Source organism: Streptomyces sp. NPDC054047, assembly GCF_055585065.1.
The window spans coordinates 496,817-518,978 of sequence record NZ_JBVJKV010000001.1 but is presented as its reverse complement, the minus strand read 5'-3'; the positions used below and the strand labels follow the sequence as shown (position 1 = coordinate 518,978).

The following is a 22,162-nucleotide window of genomic DNA, read 5'->3' as shown; positions in this document are numbered from 1 at the left end:
GCTTCGATTCTTCGGCGCACACCAGGGTACGCCCGTGATGTCGTTGGGCTTACGTCCGGCCAACCTCTGGCCGGCGGGGTGCATTCCCCGAGCCCCAGCTGTCTAGGCGGTCGCCTTCTCGGCTTCCGGATTTTCAACCGTGTTTTCGGCGCTCGCGGCAGATGCCTCCGCCGCCTTCTCGACGGTGCGCGGCTTGAGCTCCGCGTTCTCCAGGATGTCCCGCAGGTGCTTCTCGGCGACGGGCAGGACGTCGGCGATCGTGACCTCGCGGCCCAGTTCGTACGAGAGCGACGTCACGCCCGCGTCCCGGATGCCGCACGGGATGATCTTGTCGAACCAGGTGTTGTCCGGGTTCACGTTCAGCGCGAAGCCGTGCATCGTCACGCCCTTGGCGACGCGGATGCCGATGGCCGCGATCTTGCGGTCCTCCCGGCGCTGGCCCGCGTTGGAAGGGGCGTACTCCGGGCCGTTGAACCGGGCGTCGAACTCGTCGTCCTGCGTCCGGGGGTCGAGGTCCAGGGTCAGCCCGCCGAGCGCCGGGCGCTCGTCTGTTGCTGGACGTGGGTCACCGAGCACCCACACGCCGCTGCGGCCCTCGACGCGGGACGTCTCCAGGCCGAATTCCGCACACGTACGGATAAGTGCCTCTTCCAGGCGGCGCACATGTGCTACGACGTCCACCGGGCGCGGCAGCTTCTGGATCGGGTAGCCCACGAGCTGCCCGGGGCCGTGCCAGGTGATCTTGCCGCCGCGGTCCACGTCGACGACGGGGGTGCCGTCCAGCGGGCGCTCGTTCTCGGCGGTGCGGCGGCCCGCGGTGTAGACCGGCGGATGCTCGAGCAGCAGACACGTGTCCGGGAGTTCGTCGGCGAAGCGGGCGGCGTGCACGCGGCGCTGCTCGTCCCAGGCCTCCTGGTACTCGACCGAGTCCGGGCCGAAGCCAAGTCGGACGAACTGAAACTCACTCACGGCAAGTGCCTCCCTAGAACCTGCACCGTGCACATATCGCGCCCCCAGCCACTGTACGGGCCGCGGATTCTCGTCAGTCCTCCGGTCAATCCTCACACGATCGGATGAACGCGGGTCGAAGGCCGTGATGAGGGCGGTGGGGGCCGCTACATTCACGCCGTTCACAGAGCCATAAGGGCTGCTCAAGGCAACGCCCGAAAGGCAGGAGACCGCACAGCTGATGACGGAACGACCTCCGCAGCGCACCCCCAACCGCCAGCTAGCCGCGCTCATCTCAGAAGCCGGGTTCTCCAATGCGGGGCTCGCGCGCCGCGTCGATCAGCTGGGGCTCGAGCACGGTCTCGATCTGCGGTACGACAAGACATCGGTGACCAGATGGCTGCGCGGGCAGCAGCCTCGGGGCACCACCCCCGCCCTGATCGCCGAGGTCTTCACCCGGCGGTTAGGGCGCCGCCTCTCCGCACAGGACCTGGGGCTCGACGCGTGCGCGCCGGTGTACGCCGGGCTCGAGTTCGCGGCGAGCCCCGAAGAGGCGATCGACATCGTCGGCGGGCTCTGGCGCAAGGACTCAGGGAGCCATGCCGAACTGCGGAAGATCGCGTTCACCCCGGCAGGGCTCGTCGTTCCCAGCAGGGACTGGCTGATCGGCCGCGCGGACGACCGCGTGGGGCGCGGCGACCACGTACCGGGCGGCCGCGTGCCCACCCAGGGCCGCCCCGCCATACCGCGCCAGCGCAAGGAGCCCGAGCGGGCGGTCGGGGCGCGGGTGACCAGCGGCGACATCTCGGCCCTGCGCTCCGTGGGCGAGCTCTTCCGGGCGCTCGACCACGCGTACGGCGGCGGGCACGCCCGGCAGGCCCTCGTGCGCTATCTGGAGCACGAGGCCGAGCCGATGCTGCGCGGTTCGTACGGCGAGCAGGCCGGGCGGCGGCTCTTCGCCGCCGCCGCCGACCTCACCCGGCTCGCGGGCTGGACCTCGTACGACATCGCGGCGCACGGGCTCGCCCAGCGCTACTACGTCCAGGCGCTGCGGCTCTCGCAGGCGGCGGGCGACCGCGCCTACGGCTCGTACGTCCTGGTCACGATGAGCCGCCAGGCCGTCTACCTGGGGCACGGCAGAGAGGCGGTGCAGCTGGCGCGGGTGGCCCAGCAGGGCGTCGGCTCCTCCGCGCCGCCCGTCGTGCAGGCCCTGCTGCATTCCGTCGAGGCGCGCGGGCACGGCGTGCTCGGCGAGGTGCGGGCGTGCACGGCCTCGATGGTGCGGGCCGAGCGGGCCCTGGAGACATCGCGGCCCGGCGACGAAGTCCCGTACTGGGCGCGGTTCTTCGACGAGGCGCAGCTGGCCGACGAGTTCGGGCACTGCCACCGCGACCTCCAGCAGTACCGCGTGGCCGCCCAGCACGCGGAGCGCTCGCTCCAGCTGCGCGCCCCCGGGTACGCCCGCAGCCGCCTGTTCTGCCGCGTGGTGCTCGCCTCGTCGCGCCTGGGCCTCGGCGAGCTGGAGCAGGCCTGCCAGCTGGGCGCCGAGGCGGCGCAGGCGGCGGGGGAGATGCGCTCGGTGCGTGCGGTCGAGTACGTACGCGATTTCGAGCGGCGTCTTGAGCCGTACCGCGACGCGGCGGCGGTGCGGGGGTATCGCGACCGGGTGGCCGCCCTGGGGTGACGCCGGAACCGGCAGGTAAGGGGCGGTTATGTAAGGGGCGGGGCTGCGCAGCCCCGCCCCTTACCTGGTCCAGTCCGGGCTCAGGCCGGGATCAGTCCAGGCGTGCGACCTCCTCGGGGGACAACGCCTCGTCCCACGTGGTCAGTTCGTCGAGGTCGCCCCGCAGGCTCACCTTCTCCGTCCCGACGGACCGCAGCGGCAGGGGGATCGACGCCGCGACGGACCCGACCCGCTTCCCGTCGGCGTACAAGGTGGTGTGCCCCGGAGCCGTCACCCACGTCAGCCGCGTCCAGCGGTCCAGCGGCAGCGTGTGGTCGAAGCTGAAGTCGGCCGCGCCGTACCGCGTGAAGCCGACCCTTCCGGTGCCGTGCTGCATCAGCTTCAGCGCGCCCGCCTTGGAGCTGAGTAGGACCTGGTCCGCGGTCCTGGCCGTCGGACGGACCCGCACCGACACGGTCCACGGCTCGGCGACGTCGAGGCCGCCGAAGCCCACGCCGTCCCGGTCGGAGTCGAAGCGCCAGGCCTGGCCGCGCACACCGTCCACGGGGGTGGGGTTGTTGATGATGTACGAGGTGCCGGGCAGGCCGCCCGCCACGTCCTCGGCGAGGATGGTGTTGCCGGGGCTGCCCGCGTACGTCCAGCCGCTGGGGTACGCGGCGTCGTCGAACGTCCAGTGGTGGCTCGGCCGGCCCTCGAGTCGCGGCGGCACCGGCGCGGGCGTGGTGCCCGGCGGGTCGCCGATGCGGGCGGCGCGGGCCCTGAAGTCGGCGAGCGTGTCCGGCGTCGCGGACTTGTTCCAGGCGCGGTCGGCGAGGATCGCGCGGGGGCCCGCCATGTGCTGTTCGAAGTAGCCGTCGTCGGCCCAGAAGTTGTAGTCGGCCCAGTTGGTGACGCCGGAGCCGAGCATGTCCCGGTCGGTGTTCGGGGCCCAGCCGTCGTACATCCAGGGCTCGTCCGGATACAGGTGGTGGTAGTTGTTCGGGGTGTCGTAGAACGGGCCGATGGCGATCTCGTCGTGCCCCGGGATCTCCGGCTCGGCGCCCGTGCCCTCCCAGGTGAGGAAGACGACCGGGGAGTGAACCTTCTGCTGGGGCGCGTCGAGGTGCTCGGAGCCGTTGTAGACGGCCGTGCGCTTGCCGTGCGAAGTGACCACGTCGTCAAGGGTGTTGATGTAGCGGTTGAGCAGGTCGCCGAGCGTGGACACGTCGGGCGCGCTCGCGAGGTGGTTCTTCACGCGCGGGCATTCGGCCAGCTGGCCGGGGACCTCCTCCGCGCCGATCGAGAACAGCGGCGCGTCGAACCAGCCCGCGAACTCGTCGACGATCTCCTTCGACTTCGCGATCGCCCTGTCGCTGGTCATGTCGATGATCCAGTCGGGCGTGAGGTGCGAGTGCGTGTGCTCGCCCGTGCACGCGCCGGCGCCGGACCCGAAGCCGATGCCGAAGGCCTCGCTGATCACCGTGGCGTGGCCGGGGAGTTCGAGGCCGGGCATCAGCTGGACGTGATGGCGGGCCGCGAAGGCCTTCAGGTGTTCGATGTCGGCGCGGCCGTAGCTGTGGTCGGGGTCGGCCAGGCCCGGGAACTTCGGGCTGTGGAGGCGGAAGCCCTCGGACTCGGAGAGGTGCAGGAAGAGGGTGTTGAGCTTCTGGTCGCCCATCCTGCGGATCAGGTTCTCCAGGTAGGGGATCTTCCAGTACTTGCGGCCCGCGTCCAGGTGGACCATGCGGATCGCCTGCGCCGGTCGGTCGGTCGAGCGGGCGCGGGGGACGGCGCGGTGGTCGTCGGCCGTGGAGCGCAGGAGCTGGAGGAGGGTGCGGGTGCCGTAGTAGAGGCCGTGGGTGGAGGCGGCTTCGACACGGATCGGGCCCGCGCTGTCGAAGCGGTAGCCCTCGGCGCCGAGATTGCCCTTGGCGGTGAGGCCGAGCGTGATGTCACCGTCGGCGGGGCGGCCCTGGCTGGGCGCGATCCGGGGGGTGATGCCGGTGACCTGCTTGATCTCCGTACGGAGCTGGGTGGCGAGCTTGCGTACGGACTGGTGGGCGGGGCCCGGGAATTCGCCGCGGCCCGAGGGGAGCGCGGTGGTGGATCCGGCGCGCGGGTCGATCAGGATGCGGGTGCGCTCGGTGAGTTTCGTGCGGCCGTCGAGCGCGGTCCAGTCGGTGGGGCGGGGGACGACGGAGGGGGTTTGGGTGTCCGTCGCGGCCGCGGCATCCGGGGTGGCTGTGGCTTTGGCTGTGGCTGTCGGCAAAGACAGACCTCCTATGACTAGGCCCAGGATGAGCGATATCACCGGCATGGTGCGACGCACGTGATGCCTCCCGCAGCTTGGCGATCCGGTGGGACCGTAGCCGTGGAGTACCTGTGTGGCAAGGGGGGTTGCAGGGGTGTGCGCAGTTCGGTGATGCGCAGGGAGGGGGTGTTGGGGGCGGCGAATAGGTCGGATGGATGAGGCGGCAGGGCTCAGGCGACGCGTTCAGGTGACGGACTCCAGGCGACGGGCTCAGGCGACGGGCTCAGGCCGCCATCGGCAGTTGCCCCGTCCCGTACGCCGGATCCACCCCGAAGTCCGCGAGCGCCGCCCGCGCCGCGCGGCGGCCCGAGTGCAGCGCTCCCTGCACCGTGCTGGTGTCCCGGTGGTCCCCGCACACGTAGAGCCCCGCGAGCAGCCGCACCGGGCGGCGCAGATCGTGCGGGGGCGGCATCGCGGGCACCGCCTCGCGGGTGTGGTGGACGGCGAGTGTCTCCCAGCGGGCGGTCGACGTGCCGTACAGCTCGGCCAGGTGGGTGAGGACGGCGCGCTCGTCCGGCGGCGGGCCCAGGACGGTCGACGAGATGAGCGCCCGGCCCGCGGGGGCGCGCGACGGGTCGACGTGGCTGACCACGGCCGTGTGCGCGACCGGCCCCGAACGGTCGGCGTCGAGCAGCAGGGCGGGCTCGGCGAGCGGCGGCTCGGGAGCCGCGTGGTGCACCACCGTCACCTGGTGGAAGGGCGGCACGCGCAGACCGGGAAGGAGTTCGGCGGCGGCCCGGGCGTCGGTGGCCAGCAGGACGGCGCGGCAGCGCACTTCGCCGTGGTCCGCGGTCGTGACCGAGGTCGTGGAGACCGCCGTGACGCGTACGCCGGTGCGTACCGTGCCCGGTGGCAGAGCGGCCGCGAGGAGCTCGGGCAGCACCTCGGCGCCGCCCTCCGGCAGACACAGGCGGCCGCTCGCGAAGGAGTGCAGGGCGAGGTCCGCGCACCGGCTCGACGTCGTCAGGTCCGGGTCGCACAGGAGCGCCGAGAGCAGCGGGCGCAGAAAGCCGTTGACGGTGCGCGCGGGCAGACCGCGGGCGAAGAGGGCCTGTGCCGCCGGGAGTTCGGGGCGGGCGAGCAGGCGTTTCGGGGGCGTCGCCGCGATCCTGGCGAGTGCCGCGCCGAGGCGGGCCTGGTCGAGCGCGCCGCCGAGGGGGGCGGTGCGGGGCGCGGTCCGTGCCGTTCGCGAAGCCCTGGGGGCGCTTGCAAGGGCGCGCGCGGCGGTGAGTGCGCCCCTTGCGCGCCGGGGGCCCGTGGGCTCGACGGCGCGGTGGTGCCGGCCGTCGCTGTGTACCAGGACGCCGGGCACGAAGGGCCGCAGTACGAGTGCGTCGAGGCCCGGTGCGAGGCGCAACTCGGGATACGACGTGGTGAGCAGCTGCCCGATCCTGTCGAGCCGGAACCCGTCGACCTTCTCCGTCGACATGCGCCCGCCGACGTAAGGGGCGGCCTCCAGGACGACGGCCGTTACACCGGCACTGGTCAGCTGGTGGGCGGCCGACAGTCCCGCGACCCCCGCCCCCACGATGACGACATCCGCATGGTGCGAAGGCTCTAGCACGTGCCCCTCCCCGAGGTTGCGCGGCTGCTGGGGACGTCATGCCCTCAACAGGGCTCTGGAATCACCGAGTTCCGCACGAGGGTAGGAGCCGGGGCGTTCAGCGGCAGTCGCGCATCGACCGAGCACGGTCGCACGCCGGTCGCACGGCGATCGCGGACGCGAGCCGTTCACCGCAGCGCCGCGCGGATCGACTCCTCGATGCCCGGGAACGCGAACGAGAACCCCGACTCCAGGAGCCGCGTCGGCAGGACCCGCTGGCTGCCGAGCACGTCGCCGGCCATCTCGCCGAGCACCACGCGCAGCGCCGGCCGCGGTGCCGTGAAGAGCGTGGGCCGGTGCAGGACCCGGCCCATCGCGGCCGTCACCTCACGGTTGGTGAGCGGATCGGGCGCCGTCAGGTTCACCGGCCCCGTCAGCGTCTCGGTGTCGAGCAGGTGCCGCAGCGCGGCCACCGCGTCGTGCAGCGAGATGTAGCTCCAGTACTGCCGGCCGTCGCCGAGGCGTCCGCCGAGCCCCGCCTTGAAGAGCGGGAACATCCGCCCCCAGGCCCCGCCCTCGCGCGCCACCACCAGGCCGTTGCGCGCGAACACCGTGCGGATGCCCGCTTCGTGCGCCGCTGCCGCCGCGCCCTCCCACTCCACGCACAGGGAGGGCAGGAAGCCCTCCCCGGCGGGCGCGCTCTCGTCCACCGCGCGTTGACCGGTGTCTCCGTAGTAGCCGATCGCGCTCGCGCACAGGAACACGCGGGGCGGCACGTCCAGCGAGGCCGCCGCCTCGGCGAGCGCCGAGGTGCCGAGCACCCTGCTGTCGCGGATCTCCTGCTTGTAGGCGGCCGTCCAGCGGTGGTCGCCGACCCCGGCTCCCGCCAGGTTGACGAGCGCGTCGCAGCCCGCGAGCCCCGCCGTGTCGACGTACCCCTCCTTGGGGTCCCATCGCACCTCGTACTTCGTACGAGGTGCCTGGCGCACCAGTCGCACCACCTCGTGACCGTCGTCGGTGAGGGCGCGGGTCAGCGCCGTTCCGATGAGGCCGGACGCACCGGCCACGGCGATACGGGACCGCCGCGCTGAAGGGGCTGACTGCTCGGACTCGGTGGGCTCCATGACGCCATCCTGCCCCGGAAACCCGCCGAGAGGCGCCCGGTGTCCGTCGTACAGTGACGCCCATGCCGGACACGCACATACGTACCGCTCTGCCGGACGACGAAGAAGCCCTCGGCCGCCTCGACCGCGTCACCTGGTCGACCCTGCACGCGGTACAGCCTGCCCCGCAGCCCCCGTACCCGCCGTTCTTCAGCGAACGCTTCGGCCCGCGCGACCACTTGGTGGCCGAGCTGCACGGCGAAGTGGTCGGCTACATACGGATCGGTTTTCCCACCTCCCTCCTCGCCAACGCCCACGTGCGCCAGATCCTGGGCTTCGCCGTCGCGGACGAGGCACGCGGCAGGGGAGTGGGACGCGGGCTGGTCAGGGCCGCGGTGGAGCTGGCCCGCCGCCAGGGCGCGCGGCGCGTCACGCTGCGGGTGCTCGGGCACAACACTCCGGCCCGGACGCTCTACGCCTCCGAGGGCTTCGTCGTCGAGGGGGTGCTGCCGGGCGAGTTCTTCCTCGACGGCGCGTACGTGGACGACGTGCTGATGGGGCTCGTGCTCTGACCCGCCCGGGGCCGCCATGGCCCCCGGGCGGGGATTCGGCACCCGACGGACCGGCCCGGCGTGCGGCGGGCACGCGCGCGTAGGAGCGTGGGGAGGTCGACCGGAAGGAGCGAACCGATGTTCAGGGTCGCTGCTGCCAGTCGGCGGGACCGGGAGGAGCCGGGGTGGCTGCGCGGCGCGCCGCCGCCCCCCTGGGTGCGCTGGCCGCCGCCCGTGCTCCTCGCCGTGATCTGCGTGATCCAGCTGTCCACCCCGAAGACGGTCGACCTCAGCTTCCTGCTCGCCGCCGTGCCGCCGCTGGCCGCGCTGTCGTACGGCGCGTCGGCCACGGCCCTCCTCGGTGGCACCGTGGTGCTGCTGCTCTACGTGCCGGGCTTCGGACTGGGCCGCCCCGGTGACAGCGATGTCCTGACGGTCGCCTTCGTGGCGCTCCTGAGCATCGTGTTCGCCTGGGTACGCAGTCGGCGCGACACCCAGCTCGTCACCGTCCGCACCGTCGCGGAGGCCGCCCAGTTCGCCGTCCTGCCGCCGCTGCCGGAGCGCGTGGGCCCGGTGCGCTGCGCGGGCCTCTACCGCGCCGCGCAGGGCGGGACGCTGGTCGGCGGCGATCTCTTCGACGTGCGCAAGGCGCCCGGCGGCGTACGGGCGCTGGTCGGCGACGTACAGGGGCACGGCCTCGCCGCCGTCGGCACGGTCGCCGCGCTGCTCGGTGCCTTCCGGGAGGCGGTCCTCGACCAGCCCGACCTGGAGGGGGTGGCCGCCCGTCTCGACCGGCGTCTGGTGGTCGACTCCGAGGAGGCCGAGCACGCCGAGCTCTTCGCCACCGCCGTCCTCCTGGAGTTCCGGGACGACGTCCCCGAGCTGCGGATCGTCTCCTGCGGACACCCGCCCCCGCTGCTGCTGCGCGGTGGCGCCGTCCAGGAGCTCGCCGTGGCGCCGGGCGCTCCGCTGGGCCTGGGGATCGCCGGTGTCGCCCCGCCCGAAGGGGTGACCGTGGGCCTGAAGCCCGGCGACCGGCTGCTCGTGGTGACCGACGGGGTGACCGAGGCGCGGGACGCTTCCGGCGCCTTCTACCCGCTGGCCGAGCGTCTCTCGGTGCTCTCCGCCGACGTGCTGGACGATCCGGCGGCGCTGACGTCCGTGGTCTGGAGGGACCTGGTGCGGTTCTCCGGCGGGGTCGGGGACGACGTGGCGCTGCTGGCGTTCTCGCTGGACGTGGGGCTCGACCTACGGCTTGACCGTGGGCCGGGGCCGGGGCCGGGCTCGGAGCTGTAGCCAAGGACAGGGCTTGATCCGGTGCCGCGGCGGGGGCGCCGCGCCTCAGTGGCCGTCGCGGCGGGGGTCGAGAAGCCGCAGCCCGCCCGTCAGCTCGCGCAGACAGCGCACCGCAAGGACGGCGGGGGAGCCGGGCCCCTCGGTGGGTGCGTCCGTGGCGGCCCAGGTCTCCAGGGCCAGGCGGATGGCGTCGGTGGCGGCCGCGGCGGCCAGGCGCACGTCCAGCTCGTCCGCGCCGTCCCCGGCCAGGCGGGCGAGCACGGGCACGAGCTGTTCCTCGGACTCCTGGTTCACGCGGTACCAGACGGCGCGCAGCGCCGGATCGTCCTGCGCGGCGCGCAGCAGGCCGCGGGTCCACTCCAGGGAGTCGGCCGCGCGGTCGTCCGCGGCGGTCAGCGCGTCCGCGATGGACTGCTCCAGGGCCGTCGGCACGCCGGTGGCCGGGTCGAGGCCCGCCAGATGGGCCCGCCACTCGGCGGCGCCCCCGGCGAGGAGCGGCGCGACCGCGTCCTGCTTGTTGCGGAAGTACCGGTAGAAGGTGCGCAGCGCCACTCCGGCCCGGCCCGCGATCTCCTCGGCGGTGGTGCCGTCCGGGCCGCGCTCGGCGAAGAGCTCGGCGGCGGCGCGGGCGATGTCGAGCTGCGTGGCCGCTTTGCGGCGCTCGGTCAGTGACGGCGGTGAGGGCTGTGACGGCGGCGGCGATGGCTGCGACGGATGGGTGCTCACCGTCGCAGCCTACGCGCGGTCCTCACCCTGATACATGAATTGTCGCCATGGCAAAACGTGTCAGAGAGGCGTACATTGAAATCAGATCGGGAACGCCGGGTCCATGGGCGCATCCATGGACGGATCCGGGAGCCCGGAGTTGATCGGAGGCATTTCATGAACCGCTACGCAGGCCGTCGCGCACTCGTCACCGGCGGTGGCTCGGGCATCGGACAGGCCACCGTCCTGCGGCTTCTCGAAGAGGGCGGCGAGGTCGTGGCCGCCGACGTCAGCGAGGCGGGCCTGAAGGACACCTCCGAGAAGGCGGGCGCGGCGGCCGACCGCCTCACCACCCTCGTGGTCGACATCGCGGACGAGACCTCGGTGCGCGAGGGCGTCGCCGCCGCCGTCACCGCGCTCGGCGGCCTGGACGTCCTGGTGAACGCGGCGGGCGTGCTCCGCTCCTCGCACACGCACGAGACCAGCCTGGATTCCTTCAACCGCGTCATCCAGGTCAACCTGGTCGGCACGTTCCTGGTGATCCGCGAGGCCATCCCGGCGCTGCTCGAAGGCGATGACGCCGCCGTGGTCAACTTCAGCTCCACCTCGGCGATGTTCGCCCACCCGTACATGGCGGCGTACGCGGCGAGCAAGGGCGGCATCCAGTCCATGACGCACGCGCTGGCCGCCGAGTACGGCAAGCAGGGCATCCGGTTCAACGCCGTCCAGCCCGGCTCCATATCCAGCGGCATGACCGACGGCAGCGGCGCCAGCAGGCAGAGTGTGGGCCCCGGCCTGCCCCAGGACGCCGACATGAGCCTGTTCGTGAAGCTGGCCCCGGCCATCGGGCAGGGCTTCGCGGGACCGGAGTCCGTGGCCTCGGTGGTCGCCCTGCTCGGCTCGGAGGACGGCAAGTTCATCACCGGCACCGAGGTCCGGGTCGACGGCGGCACCCACTTCTGACGAACCGGGCGCTCCGGCCTCAGGGCCGGCCGCCTCGGCCTCCGGTTCAGCCGAGTGGCGGACCGCGGATCGCGGGCGGTGCGGGTGGGCCGGAGAGTCGGACCATGCGTGTCTTCCGTGGGGTGTCCGCGGCGCGCCTGCCGTTGGCGGTGCGTGTGGCGCTGTGCTGCGTGCCCGCCGCCGTGGTCGCGGGGCTTCTGCTGATGTGCGCGCTGTTCGCGGGGCCCGGAGCCTCGGGGGAGCCGGGGCGGGAGGACGAGGGCGCGGCGCGGCGGGCAGCGGGGCATCCGGCGGCCCGGCCTCACGTGGTGCCGCGGGCCAAGTGGCTGGCCGGTGCGGTGCCGGCGCCGCCCGTCCGGTACGCCGACCGGGTCCGGGCGGTGTTCGTGCACCACACGGACTCGCCGAACGGCTACGACTGCGCCGATGCCCCGCGCATCATCCGCTATCTGTACGCGGGCCAGGTCGAGGGAAGGAAGTGGGACGACATCGGCTACAACTTCCTCGTCGACCGGTGCGGGACCGTCTACGAAGGGCGTGCGGGCGGCATCGAGAGGGCCGTGGTCGGCGCGCATACGCAGGGCTTCAACCAGGGGTCGGTGGGGATAGCGGCGATCGGGACGTTCACGGCGGGGGTCCCCGTCCCCAAGGTGATGACCGATGCGGTGGCGGCGCTGGCCGCGTGGAAGCTCGGGCTCTCGGACGTGGACCCGCGCTCCACGGTGCGGCTGGTCTCCTCGCACAGCCTCAGCAAGTACGCGGCGGGGACGAGCGGGAAGTTCAGCGCGGTCTCGGGGCACAACGACGGCTACTACACGCACTGCCCGGGCGCGGCCCTGACGGCCGCGCTCCCCGCGATCAGGGAGAGGGCCGCGCGGTTGCAGAGCCGGTAGAGCCGATAGAGCCCGTAGAGCCGGTAAAGCCGGGGACCCGGTGGAAGCCGCCGGGATGTGCGGGCCTCAGTCGATCTCGCCGAATCGTTCCCACAGCTTGGGGTAGCGCTGGGCCATCGTCGCCTCGTTCTCGAAGTCGAGCGGTGTCCCCGCCGGCTCCTGAGGGGCGGGAGCGATGCCGAGGTCGGGGGTGACGACGCCGGTGAGCTGTTCGTAGGCCTCGTCCGCCGCGAAGCCGAGCTCCTCGCCGTCGCCGTCGATCTCCTCGTCGAAGTCGTCGAGGAGATCCGCCAGCGAGTCGGGGTCGTGCAGGGCTCCCTCGAAGACCTCACGCCCCTGGCCGATCAGCCAGCAGCGGAAGTAGTCGAAGGCGTCGTCGCTCGCGCCGCCGAGGATGATCCAGGAGGCTCCCCAGAGGTCCCAGCGGTACGCGCGGTTGTAGCGCGCCTCGAAGTGACGGGCGAAGTCGAGCACCATGTCCGGCTCGAGCTCCAGCAGCCTCTCGGTGAGCAGGTCCGCGTGGTCCTCGGGGTCGCCCTCGGCGGCCACGCGGGTGCGGTCCACGATCTCCCAGAACTCCGTCTCGTCCATCACGGGACAAGCATCGGTCCTGGGGGGTGGGTACGCACGCGGAGTGCGGCGGATGCGGCTGTCTCGTTATGCGTGCACATGCCCATGGAAAACCCGACAGCAGATGTCGGCATTGGGTGGCAGCCTCACAAGCATGGACAGCGACACGTACAGGGACATGGACGGGGACATGGACAGGGACACGGACGGGGACATGGACGGCGAGATGGACCGCACCCACGCAGTTCCGCAGCCACTGACCGGGAAGATCGCCCTCGTCGCCGGGGCCACCCGCGGCGCCGGCCGCGCCATGGCCGTTGAGCTCGGCCGGGCCGGAGCCACGGTGTACGCGACGGGACGCACGACCCGCGCGCACACCAGCGAGGTCGGCCGCACCACGGAGACCATCGAGGAGACCGCGGAGCTGATCACCGCCGCGGGCAGGGAGGCGGGCGGGACAGGCACCGGAATCGCCGTACCCACCGATCATCTGGAGCCGGAGCAGGTCGAGGCGCTCGTCGAGCGCATCGACCGCGAACAGGGCCGCCTGGACATCCTGGTCAACGACATCTGGGGCGGTGACGTCCACGTCGAGTGGGACAAGAAGATGTGGGAGCACGACCTCGGCAAGGGGCTGCGCCTGATGCGCCTGGGCATCGAGACCCACATCGTCACCAGCCGGTACGCGCTGCCGCTGCTCGTCAAGAACCCCGGCGGCCTGGTCGTCGAGGTCACCGACGGCACCGAGGAGTACAACGGCCCCAACTACCGCAAGCCCTTCTACTACGACCTGGCCAAGGCGACCCCGCTGCGGATGGCGCGCGGCCTCGCCGAGGAGCTCGAGGAGTACGGCTGCACGGCCCTCTGCCTGACCCCCGGCTGGCTGCGCTCCGAGTTCATGCTCGACACGGCCTTCAAGGTGACGGAGGAGAACTGGCAGGAGGGCTGCGCGCAGAACCCGCACTTCGCGATCTCCGAGACCCCGACGTTCATCGGCAGGGCCCTGGTCGCGCTGGCCTCCGACCCCGAAGTGGCCCGCTGGAACGGCACCTCGCTCTCCAGCGGCGGCCTCGCCAAGGAGTACGGCTTCACGGACGTCGACGGTTCGGCGCCCGACGCCTGGCGGTACCTGACGGAGGTCGACCAGGAGAGCAAGACGGCGGACGTCACCGACTACCGCTAGCGGCATCGTGGGGGCATGCGCGCTCTACCGCTAGCGGCATCATGGGGGCATGCGCGCTGCCCGCCTCATCAAGATGGTGCTTCTGCTCCAGGCCCGCCCCTCCATGACCGCCGCCGAGCTCGCGGGCGAGCTCGAAGTCTCCGAGCGGACCATCACCCGGGACGCCCAGGCGCTTTCGGAGGCCGGCGTCCCGGTCTACGCGGACCGCGGCAGGACCGGCGGCTACCGCCTCATCGGCGGCTACCGCACCCGGCTCACCGGCCTCGGCCGCAGCGAGGCGGAGGCCCTGTTCCTGTCCGGAGTGCCGGGCGCGCTGCGGGAGATGGGCCTGGAGGACGCGGCGTCGGCGGCCCGCCTGAAGGTGTCGGCGGCGCTGATGCCCTCACTGCGGGACGCCTCGCAGAACGCCTCGCAGCGGTTCCACCTGGACGCGCCGGGCTGGTTCAAGGAGACGCCGGCGCCCGAGCTGCTGCCCGCGCTGGCGGACGCGGTGTGGGACGACCGGTGCGTAACCGCCCGCTACCGGCGCCAGGACGCCGAGGTGGAAAGGGAGTTGGAGCCCTACGGCCTCGTGCTCAAGGCCGGTGTCTGGTACCTGTGCGCGCGGGTGCCCGACACGGGCTCGTTCCGGGTGTACCGCATCGACCGGTTCACCGCGCTCGCGGCGGGCGAGGAGCGCTTCGTACGCGACGAGGAGTTCGACCTGCCGGGCTTCTGGGAGGAGCGGGCCGCGCAGTTCGCGCGCGCGATCCTGCGCTCCGAGGTCGTGCTGCGGCTCTCCGAGCAGGGCGTACGACAGCTGCCGTACGCCACGGACGCGGCCTCCACGCAAGAAGCGCTGACGACCGCGAGCGCCCCGGACGGCGAGGGCTGGGTGACGCTGACCCTCGCCGTGGAGAACGAGACGGTCGCCTACACCCAGCTCATGTCCCTGGGCCCGGAGGCGGAGATCCTGGAGCCGACGACCCTGAGGGAGCGCTTCGCGGCAGCGGCCCACCACATGGCCGGCCGCTACCGGTAGTCGCCACCGGGCATCGGGTGGGTGGGCGGGAAAGAAACCGAAAACGCACCCGCAGCCGAAAGCGGGCCCCCGCCACCCGGCAGGGACCCGCATCAGGCCGAAGGCTACAGACCGTACTTCGCCCGAGCTTCCTTCACCGCGGAAGCGGGAACCTCGCCCCGCCGCGCCAGCTGCGCGAGCGCGGCCACGACGATCGACTCCGCGTCGATGCCGAAGTGGCGACGCGCGGCGTCACGCGTGTCGGAGAGGCCGAAGCCGTCCGCGCCCAGCGACGAGTAGTCCTGCTCGACCCACTGCGCGATCTGGTCCGGCACCTGGCGCATGTAGTCGGAGACCGCCAGCACGGGACCCTGCGCACCCTCAAGTGCCGTACGCACGTACGGAGTGCGCTCCTCGCCCCGCAGGATCGCCTCGTCCGCCTCCAGGGCGTCGCGGCGCAGCTCGGTCCAGGAGGTCGCGGACCACACGTCGGCGGCCACGCCCCACTCCTCGGCGAGCATCTTCTGCGCGGAGAGGGTCCAGTGGATGGCCGTGCCCGAACCGATCAGCTGGATGCGCGAGGCGTTGGCGGCGGGGGAGTGCCCCGCGGTCTCGGCCGTGTTGAAGCGGTAGAGGCCCTTGATGATGCCCTCGTCGACACCCGCGGGCTTCGCGGGCTGCGGCATCGGCTCGTTGTAGACGGTGAGGTAGTAGAAGACGTTCTGGTCCTCACCGGGGGCGGCGTCGCCGTACATCCGGCGCAGACCGTCCTTGACGATCGCCGCGACCTCGTAGGCGAACGCGGGGTCGTACGACATGGCGGCGGGGTTCGTCGCGGCGATCACCGGCGAGTGACCGTCCGCGTGCTGCAGACCCTCACCCGTCAGCGTCGTACGACCGGCGGTGGCGCCGACGAGGAAGCCGCGGCCGAGCTGGTCGCCGAGCTGCCACATCTGGTCGGCCGTGCGCTGCCAGCCGAACATCGAGTAGAAGATGTAGAACGGGATCATGGCTTCGCCGTGCGTCGCGTACGACGACGACGCGGCGATGAAGTCCGCCATCGAGCCGGCCTCGGTGATCCCCTCGTTGAGGATCTGGCCGTCCTTCGCCTCGCGGTAGTACATCAGCTGGTCGCGGTCGACCGGCTCGTACGTCTGGCCCTTGGGCGAGTAGATGCCGAGCGACGGGAAGAGCGACTCCATGCCGAAGGTGCGCGCCTCGTCGGGGACGATCGGCACCCAGCGCTTGCCGGTCTCCTTGTCGCGGATCAGGTCCTTGACCAGGCGTACGAAGGCCATGGTGGTGGCCATCGACTGGCTGCCGGAGCCCTTGTCGAACGAGGCGAACGACTTGTCGGCCGGTGCGGGCAGCGGCGCGATCGGCTGCGTGCGGCGGGCCGGGGCAGGACCGCCGAGCGCGGCACGGCGCTCCTGGAGGTAGCGGACCTCGGGGGCGTCGGCGCCCGGGTGGCCGTAGGGCACCTGGCCGTCGACGAACGCGCTGTCCGGGATCGGCAGCTCGAGGAGGTCGCGCATGTCCTTGAACTCGTCCACCGTGAGCTTCTTCATCTGGTGGTTGGCGTTCTTGGACTCGAAGCCCTTGCCGAGCGTGAAGCCCTTGACCGTCTGCGCGAGGATCACGGTCGGCGCGCCCTTGTGGGTGAGCGCCGCACGGTAGGCCGCGTAGACCTTGCGGGCCTCGTGGCCGCCGCGCGAGAGGTGGAAACACTCGCTGATCTTGTCGTCCGTGAGCAGCTTGCCCAGCTCGACGAGCGCGGGCTCGGAGCCGAAGAAGTGCTCGCGGATGTAGGCGGCGTCGCGCGTGGCGTACGTCTGGAACTGCGCGTCCGGCACCTCGCGCAGGCGACGGACCAGCGCGCCCGTGGTGTCGAGCTGGAAGAGCTCGTCCCAGGCGTTGCCCCACAGGACCTTGACGACGTTCCAGCCGGCGCCGCGGAACTGGGCCTCCAGCTCCTGCACCACGCGGAAGTTGGCGCGGACGGGGCCGTCGAGGCGCTGGAGGTTGCAGTTGATGACGTACGTGAGGTTGTCGAGACCCTCACGCGCGGCGAGCGCGAGGGCTGCCGTCGACTCGGGCTCGTCCATCTCGCCGTCACCGAGGAACGCCCACACATGCGAGGCGGAGACGTCCTTGATGTTGCGGTTGGTGAGGTAGCGGTTGAAGCGCGCCTGGTAGATCGCCGACAGCGGGCCGAGGCCCATGGAGACGGTCGGGAACTCCCACAGCCAGGGCAGACGGCGCGGGTGCGGGTAGGACGGCAGGCCGTTGCCGCCCGCCTCCTGGCGGAAGTTGTCGAGCTGCGTCTCGTTCAGACGGCCGTCGAGGAAGGCGCGGGCGTAGATGCCGGGGGAGGCGTGGCCCTGGATGTAGAGCTGGTCGCCGGACCCGTCACCCTCCTTGCCCTTGAAGAAGTGGTTGAAGCCGGTCTCGTACAGCCAGGCGGCGGAGGCGAAGGTGGCGATGTGGCCACCGACGCCGTGTTTGCTGCCCCGGGTCACCATCGCGGCCGCGTTCCAGCGGTTCCACGCGGCGATCCGCTGCTCCATCGCCTCGTCGCCCTCGACGGCCGGCTCGGCGGAGGTGGGGATGGTGTTGACGTAGTCGGTCTCAAGGAGCTTGGGCAGCGCCAGGCCCGCGCCCTCGGCGCGCTCCAGCGTGCGTCGCATCAGGTACGCGGCACGGTGCGGCCCGGCCGCCTGGGTAACGGCGTCCAGGGAGGCCTGCCATTCGGCGGTCTCCTCGGGGTCGCGGTCCGGGAGCTGGTCGAGCTCGCTCGGCTGGATTGCGGAGGGGTCGGTCATGTCGCCGCCTTCCTGAGTCGGAGGGGGTCCCCTGTTCGGTAAGGGGTGGGGTTGCCCGAAGTCTTTGGCAGGACAGGGCGTGAGGCTCTGGTGTGAGCCCGTCGGAGACTCTAACTCCGTGATCGATGATCGATCAAAGGGTTGAAGGCGAAAACTCCTTCATATTGAGAAAGTAGGCATCCGGTGCCAACAAACCGGGCACGCGGTGCCTTCGATTTGAAGGAACGTCGCAGGTGAGAGCACGTATGAGCGCCCTCGTGCTCCTACGGTGAGCGGTGCCGCGGGGACCGTCAGGGGCGGGGCGCGCAGCCCAGCACGTGGGACTTCACCAGCTCCGCGATCGCGGGATCCCGCCGCTGGAAGGCCGAGACCAGGGCCTCGTGCTCCTCCGCGTACGACTGCTGCACCGTGCCGAGCCAACGGATCGACAGGGCGGTGAAGACCTCGATGCCCAGGCCCTCCCAGGTGTGCAGCAGAACGGAGTTGTTGGCCGCCCGCACCAACTCCCGGTGGAAACCGACCGTGTGCCGCACCTGAGAGGTGCCGTCGGCGGCCCGGTCCGCCTCGTACAGGGCGGCGACATGGGGCTCCAGGGCCGAGCAGTCCTCGGCCAGGCTCTCGGCCGCCAGCTCTGCGGCGATGGCCTCCAGACCCGCACGGACGGGGTAGCTCTCCTCCAGGTCCGCCGCGGTCAAGTTCCTTACGCGGACACCCTTGTTGGGCGCGGACTCGATGAGCCGCAGCGTCTCCAGCTCGCGCAGTGCCTCGCGCACGGGAGTCTGCGAGACCTCCAGCTCCACGGCGATCCGCCGCTCCACGATCCGCTCGCCCGGCTGCCAGCGCCCGCTGACGATCCCCTCCACGATGTGCTCGCGGATCTGTTCGCGCAGCGAGTGAACGACGGGCGCGGTCATGTGGGCTCCTCCGGCGGGGGCAGCGCCCCAGGGCGTGGTGACCCCTAGACAATACGGCGACGCCCCCGCCCGGAAACCTCCGAACGGGGGCGTACGCCCTGATGAGACGAGTCTTACAGCCCTGCGGGCCGCACGACTACAGGCCGAGCTCGACCTCGAACTCGCCGGCCTCCAGGATCGCCTTGACCGTGGTCAGGTAGCGGGCGGCGTCCGCGCCGTCCACCAGACGGTGGTCGTAGGAGAGCGAGAGGTACGTCATGTCACGGATGGCGATGGTCTCGCCGAGGTCCGGGTGGTTGATGACGACCGGACGCTTGACCGTGGCACCGATGCCCAGGATCGCGGCCTGGTTCGGCGGCACGATGACCGTGTCGAACAGGGCACCGCGCGAACCGGTGTTGGAGACCGTGAAGGTGGCGCCGGACATGTCGTCCGGGGTGAGGCCACCGCCACGGGCCTTGCCGGCCAGCTCGGCGGTCTTCTTGGAGATACCGGCGATGTTCAGGTCGCCCGCACCCTTGATGACCGGCGTCATCAGACCCTTCTCGGCGTCAACGGCGATGCCGATGTTCTCCGAGTCGAAGTACGTGATGGTGCCTTCGTCGTCGTTGATCCGGGCGTTGACGACCGGGTGGGCCTTCAGCGCCTGGGCGGCGGCCTTGACGAAGAACGGCATCGGGGAGAGCTTGACGCCCTCGCGAGCCGCGAACGAGTCCTTCGCCTTGGCGCGCAGCTTCATCAGCTTCGTGATGTCGACCTCGACGACCGAGGTCAGCTGGGCCTGCGAGTGCAGCGCCTTCATCATGTTGTCGCCGATGACCTTGCGCATGCGGGTCATCTTGACCGTCTGGCCGCGCAGCGGGGACGCCTCGATGGCCGGGGCCTTCGCGGCGGCCGGGGCAGCGGCGGCGGCCGGAGCCGGAGCGGTCTTCTTGGCCTCGGCGGCCGCGATGACGTCCTGCTTGCGGATGCGGCCACCGACGCCGGTGCCCTTGACGTCCGAGAGGCTCACGCCGTGCTCGTTGGCCAGCTTGCGCACCAGCGGCGTGACGTACGCGCCGTCATCGGCCGGCGAGGCCGGGGACGCCGGGGCGGCAGGCGCGGCCGGTGCCTGAGCGGCGGGCTTGGCCTGGGCGGGCGCGGCCGGAGCGGCCGGAGCCGCGGGCTGCGCCGGGGCGGCGGGCTGCGCGGGGGCGGCGGGCTGTGCCGGAGCGGCGGGCTGCGCGGGAGCCGGGGCGGCCTCCTGCTTGGGCGCCTCCTGCTTCGGGGCCTCCTGCTGCGCGGGGGCGGCCGGGGCCTCCTCCTTGGCGGGAGCCGGCGCGGCACCGGGAGCGCCGATGACGGCGAGCTTGGCACCGACCTCGGCGGTCTCGTCCTCGCCCACGACGATCTCGAGCAGCACGCCCGCGGTCGGGGAGGGGATCTCGGTGTCGACCTTGTCCGTGGAGACCTCGAGCAGGGGCTCGTCCTCCGCGACCTCCTCGCCGACCTCCTTCAGCCAACGGGTGACGGTGCCCTCGGTGACCGACTCGCCCAGTGCGGGCAGCGTGACGTCGGTACCGGAGGCGCCACCGGCCGGTGCGGCAGGGGCCTCGGCGGCGGGCGCCTCGGCGGCGGGAGCCGGAGCCGCGGGGGCCTCGGCGGCCGGGGCCGGGGCCTCGGCCTGCGCCGGCTCGGCGGCCGGGGCGGACTCGGCGGCGGGGGCGCCGCTGCCGTCGTCGATGACGGCCAGCTCGGCGCCGACCTCGACGGTCTCGTCCTCGGCGACCTTGATGGACGCCAGGATGCCGGCGGCAGGGGAGGGGATCTCGGTGTCGACCTTGTCGGTCGAGACCTCGAGCAGCGGCTCGTCGGCCTCGACGCGCTCGCCCTCGGCCTTCAGCCAACGGGTGACAGTGCCCTCGGTGACGCTCTCGCCGAGCGCCGGAAGGGATACGGAAACCGCCATGGTTTCAGTTGCTCCTTACGAATTGCGGAAGTCTGTGGTCGTCGCGCCCGAAACTGAGGGTCAGTCGTGGGAGTGCAGCGGCTTGCCCGCGAGGGCCAGGTGGGCCTCGCCCATCGCCTCGTTCTGCGTCGGGTGGGCGTGGATGAGCTGGGCGACCTCGGCCGGCAGCGCTTCCCAGTTGTAGATCAGCTGGGCTTCGCCGACCTGCTCGCCCATGCGGTCGCCGACCATGTGGACGCCGACCACGGCACCGTCCTTGACCTGGACGAGCTTGATCTCGCCCGCGGTCTTGAGGATCTTGCTCTTGCCGTTGCCCGCCAGGCTGTACTTGAGGGCGACGACCTTGTCCGCGCCGTAGATCTCCTTGGCCTTGGCCTCGGTGATGCCCACGGAGGCGACCTCGGGGTGGCAGTACGTCACCTTCGGCACGCCGTCGTAGTCGATCGGGACGGTCTTGAGACCGGCCAGGCGCTCCGCCACCAGGATGCCCTCGGCGAAGCCGACGTGCGCGAGCTGGAGGGTCGGCACCAGGTCGCCCACGGCCGAGATGGTCGGGACGTTGGTCTGCATGTACTCGTCGGCGAGGACGTAGCCGCGGTCCATCGCGACGCCCTGCTCCTCGTAGCCGAGACCGGCGGAGACCGGGCCGCGGCCGATGGCGACCAGAAGCACCTCGGCCTCGAAGGTCTTGCCGTCGGCGAGGGTCACGCGGACGCCGTCCTGCGTGTACTCGGCCTTCTCGAAGAAGGTGCCGAGGTTGAACTTGATGCCGCGCTTGCGGAACGCGCGCTCAAGAAGCTTCGAGGAGTTCTCGTCCTCCACCGGCACGAGGTGCTTGAGGCCCTCGACGACGGTGACCTCGGAGCCGAAGGACTTCCACGCCGAGGCGAACTCGACGCCGATGACGCCGCCGCCCAGGATGATCGCGGACTTCGGCACGCGGTCCAGGGTCAGCGCGTGGTCCGAGGAGATGATGCGGTTGCCGTCGATCTCCAGGCCCGGCAGCGACTTCGGCACGGAGCCGGTCGCGAGGAGCACGTGGCGGCCCTGGACACGCTGGCCGTTCACGTCCACGGAGGTCGGCGACGAGAGCTTGCCCTCGCCCTCGATGTACGTCACCTTGCGCGAGGCGATGAGTCCCTGGAGGCCCTTGTAGAGGCCCGAGATCACGTCGTCCTTGTACTTGTGGACGGCCGCCATGTCGATGCCCTCGAAGGTGGCCTTCACTCCGAACTGGTCGGCCTCGCGTGCCTGGTCGGCGATCTCGCCGGCGTGCAGCAGCGCCTTCGTCGGGATGCAGCCGTTGTGCAGGCAGGTGCCGCCGACCTTGCCCTTCTCGATCAGGGCGACGTCCAGGCCCAGCTGCGACGCGCGCAGTGCCGCGGCGTAACCGCCGCTACCGCCGCCGAGGATCACTAGGTCGAAAACGGTGCTGGCGTCGTTCGCCACGTCACGTCCTCCATGCATGTGCGCCGTACGCCGGACCCCTTTTCTCGGGGGACGACCGGTCGGTCGGCTGGTATCGGCCGCTCTTGTTTCGGCCCTGTGGTGGGGGCCCTGTCCTGCCGAGAACCCATCTTCGCACTTGTCGGCGAGAGGTGGGACGGCGGGCCGGGCTGTGAGACGTCTGATTCGCCACGTCGGGCGTTGCTCAGGCGTATGAACGTACGGATTTCGTCGAGGGCGAAATCGGCAGGGGCCCGGACACCTGGATGTCCGGGCCCCTGCCCGCGTACGACGGACCGGCAG

General features: G+C 71.7%; 17 protein-coding genes. 7 read left to right on the top strand and 10 right to left on the bottom strand.

Annotation, left to right across the window (positions count from 1 at the left end; all coding sequences use genetic code 11):
• Window positions 1-102: 102 nt before the first annotated feature.
• On the bottom strand, window positions 103-969 hold the full coding sequence (gene lipB, locus ACZ6ZP_RS02410; protein ID WP_351159566.1) for a lipoyl(octanoyl) transferase LipB: 867 nt from the start codon (window positions 967-969) through the stop codon (window positions 103-105).
• Between the two features lie 220 nt (window positions 970-1,189).
• Here lipB and ACZ6ZP_RS02405 point away from each other — a divergent pair, with 220 nt between their 5' ends.
• Window positions 1,190-2,632: a regulator gene (locus ACZ6ZP_RS02405; RefSeq protein ID WP_351159564.1), complete on the top strand. Its 1,443-nt coding sequence runs from the start codon at window positions 1,190-1,192 to the stop codon at window positions 2,630-2,632.
• Window positions 2,633-2,723: 91 nt separating this feature from the next.
• Here ACZ6ZP_RS02405 and ACZ6ZP_RS02400 read toward each other — a convergent pair whose 3' ends face one another.
• The 3 genes from ACZ6ZP_RS02400 to ACZ6ZP_RS02390 all read right to left on the bottom strand — a co-directional run bounded on the left by ACZ6ZP_RS02400 (window position 2,724) and on the right by ACZ6ZP_RS02390 (window position 7,589).
• The gene (locus ACZ6ZP_RS02400; RefSeq protein ID WP_469405260.1) at window positions 2,724-4,880 is read right to left on the bottom strand and encodes a family 20 glycosylhydrolase; all 2,157 of its coding nucleotides are present in this window, start codon (window positions 4,878-4,880) and stop codon (window positions 2,724-2,726) included.
• A 265-nt stretch (window positions 4,881-5,145) separates the two neighbouring features.
• Window positions 5,146-6,486: an NAD(P)/FAD-dependent oxidoreductase gene (locus tag ACZ6ZP_RS02395; protein WP_469405258.1), complete on the bottom strand. Its 1,341-nt coding sequence runs from the start codon at window positions 6,484-6,486 to the stop codon at window positions 5,146-5,148.
• A gap of 167 nt (window positions 6,487-6,653) precedes the next feature.
• Window positions 6,654-7,589: a TIGR01777 family oxidoreductase gene (locus tag ACZ6ZP_RS02390; RefSeq protein ID WP_361470558.1), complete on the bottom strand. Its 936-nt coding sequence runs from the start codon at window positions 7,587-7,589 to the stop codon at window positions 6,654-6,656.
• Window positions 7,590-7,651: 62 nt separating this feature from the next.
• Here ACZ6ZP_RS02390 and ACZ6ZP_RS02385 point away from each other — a divergent pair, with 62 nt between their 5' ends.
• Together ACZ6ZP_RS02385 and ACZ6ZP_RS02380 are read left to right on the top strand one after the other, a co-directional pair.
• Window positions 7,652-8,140, top strand: coding sequence for a GNAT family N-acetyltransferase (locus ACZ6ZP_RS02385; protein WP_351159555.1), 489 nt, complete (start codon window positions 7,652-7,654; stop codon window positions 8,138-8,140).
• Between the two features lie 117 nt (window positions 8,141-8,257).
• The gene (locus ACZ6ZP_RS02380; protein WP_468617763.1) at window positions 8,258-9,415 is read left to right on the top strand and encodes a PP2C family protein-serine/threonine phosphatase; all 1,158 of its coding nucleotides are present in this window, start codon (window positions 8,258-8,260) and stop codon (window positions 9,413-9,415) included.
• Between the two features lie 45 nt (window positions 9,416-9,460).
• Here the strand turns inward: ACZ6ZP_RS02380 and ACZ6ZP_RS02375 are convergent, their stop codons facing one another.
• Entirely contained in the window at window positions 9,461-10,141 is a 681-nt protein-coding gene (locus ACZ6ZP_RS02375; protein WP_361470554.1) for a TetR/AcrR family transcriptional regulator, read from the bottom strand.
• A gap of 156 nt (window positions 10,142-10,297) precedes the next feature.
• Between ACZ6ZP_RS02375 and ACZ6ZP_RS02370 the strand changes: the two genes are divergently transcribed.
• Together ACZ6ZP_RS02370 and ACZ6ZP_RS02365 are read left to right on the top strand one after the other, a co-directional pair.
• Window positions 10,298-11,083 (top strand): SDR family NAD(P)-dependent oxidoreductase, encoded by a 786-nt coding sequence (locus tag ACZ6ZP_RS02370; protein ID WP_383827187.1) that lies wholly within the window; start codon window positions 10,298-10,300, stop codon window positions 11,081-11,083.
• Between the two features lie 104 nt (window positions 11,084-11,187).
• The gene (locus ACZ6ZP_RS02365) at window positions 11,188-11,976 is read left to right on the top strand and encodes a peptidoglycan recognition protein family protein (protein WP_351159547.1); all 789 of its coding nucleotides are present in this window, start codon (window positions 11,188-11,190) and stop codon (window positions 11,974-11,976) included.
• A 66-nt stretch (window positions 11,977-12,042) separates the two neighbouring features.
• Here the strand turns inward: ACZ6ZP_RS02365 and ACZ6ZP_RS02360 are convergent, their stop codons facing one another.
• Window positions 12,043-12,567 (bottom strand): DUF4240 domain-containing protein, encoded by a 525-nt coding sequence (locus ACZ6ZP_RS02360; RefSeq protein ID WP_351160639.1) that lies wholly within the window; start codon window positions 12,565-12,567, stop codon window positions 12,043-12,045.
• Between the two features lie 205 nt (window positions 12,568-12,772).
• Between ACZ6ZP_RS02360 and ACZ6ZP_RS02355 the strand changes: the two genes are divergently transcribed.
• A complete protein-coding gene (locus ACZ6ZP_RS02355) occupies window positions 12,773-13,729 on the top strand; it encodes an SDR family oxidoreductase (RefSeq protein ID WP_469405771.1) in 957 nt (318 codons plus the stop codon).
• 49 nt (window positions 13,730-13,778) lie between these two features.
• Window positions 13,779-14,750 (top strand): helix-turn-helix transcriptional regulator, encoded by a 972-nt coding sequence (locus ACZ6ZP_RS02350; RefSeq protein WP_351159545.1) that lies wholly within the window; start codon window positions 13,779-13,781, stop codon window positions 14,748-14,750.
• A 104-nt stretch (window positions 14,751-14,854) separates the two neighbouring features.
• Here the strand turns inward: ACZ6ZP_RS02350 and aceE are convergent, their stop codons facing one another.
• From aceE to lpdA, 4 genes are all read right to left on the bottom strand, one after another.
• A complete protein-coding gene (gene aceE, locus ACZ6ZP_RS02345) occupies window positions 14,855-17,551 on the bottom strand; it encodes a pyruvate dehydrogenase (acetyl-transferring), homodimeric type (RefSeq protein WP_361470547.1) in 2,697 nt (898 codons plus the stop codon).
• Between the two features lie 290 nt (window positions 17,552-17,841).
• Entirely contained in the window at window positions 17,842-18,465 is a 624-nt protein-coding gene (locus ACZ6ZP_RS02340) for a GntR family transcriptional regulator (protein ID WP_351159541.1), read from the bottom strand.
• Between the two features lie 136 nt (window positions 18,466-18,601).
• A complete protein-coding gene (gene sucB / locus ACZ6ZP_RS02335) occupies window positions 18,602-20,413 on the bottom strand; it encodes a 2-oxoglutarate dehydrogenase, E2 component, dihydrolipoamide succinyltransferase (protein WP_469405255.1) in 1,812 nt (603 codons plus the stop codon).
• Between the two features lie 60 nt (window positions 20,414-20,473).
• On the bottom strand, window positions 20,474-21,862 hold the full coding sequence (gene lpdA / locus ACZ6ZP_RS02330; RefSeq protein ID WP_351159536.1) for a dihydrolipoyl dehydrogenase: 1,389 nt from the start codon (window positions 21,860-21,862) through the stop codon (window positions 20,474-20,476).
• Window positions 21,863-22,162 lie beyond the last annotated feature (300 nt).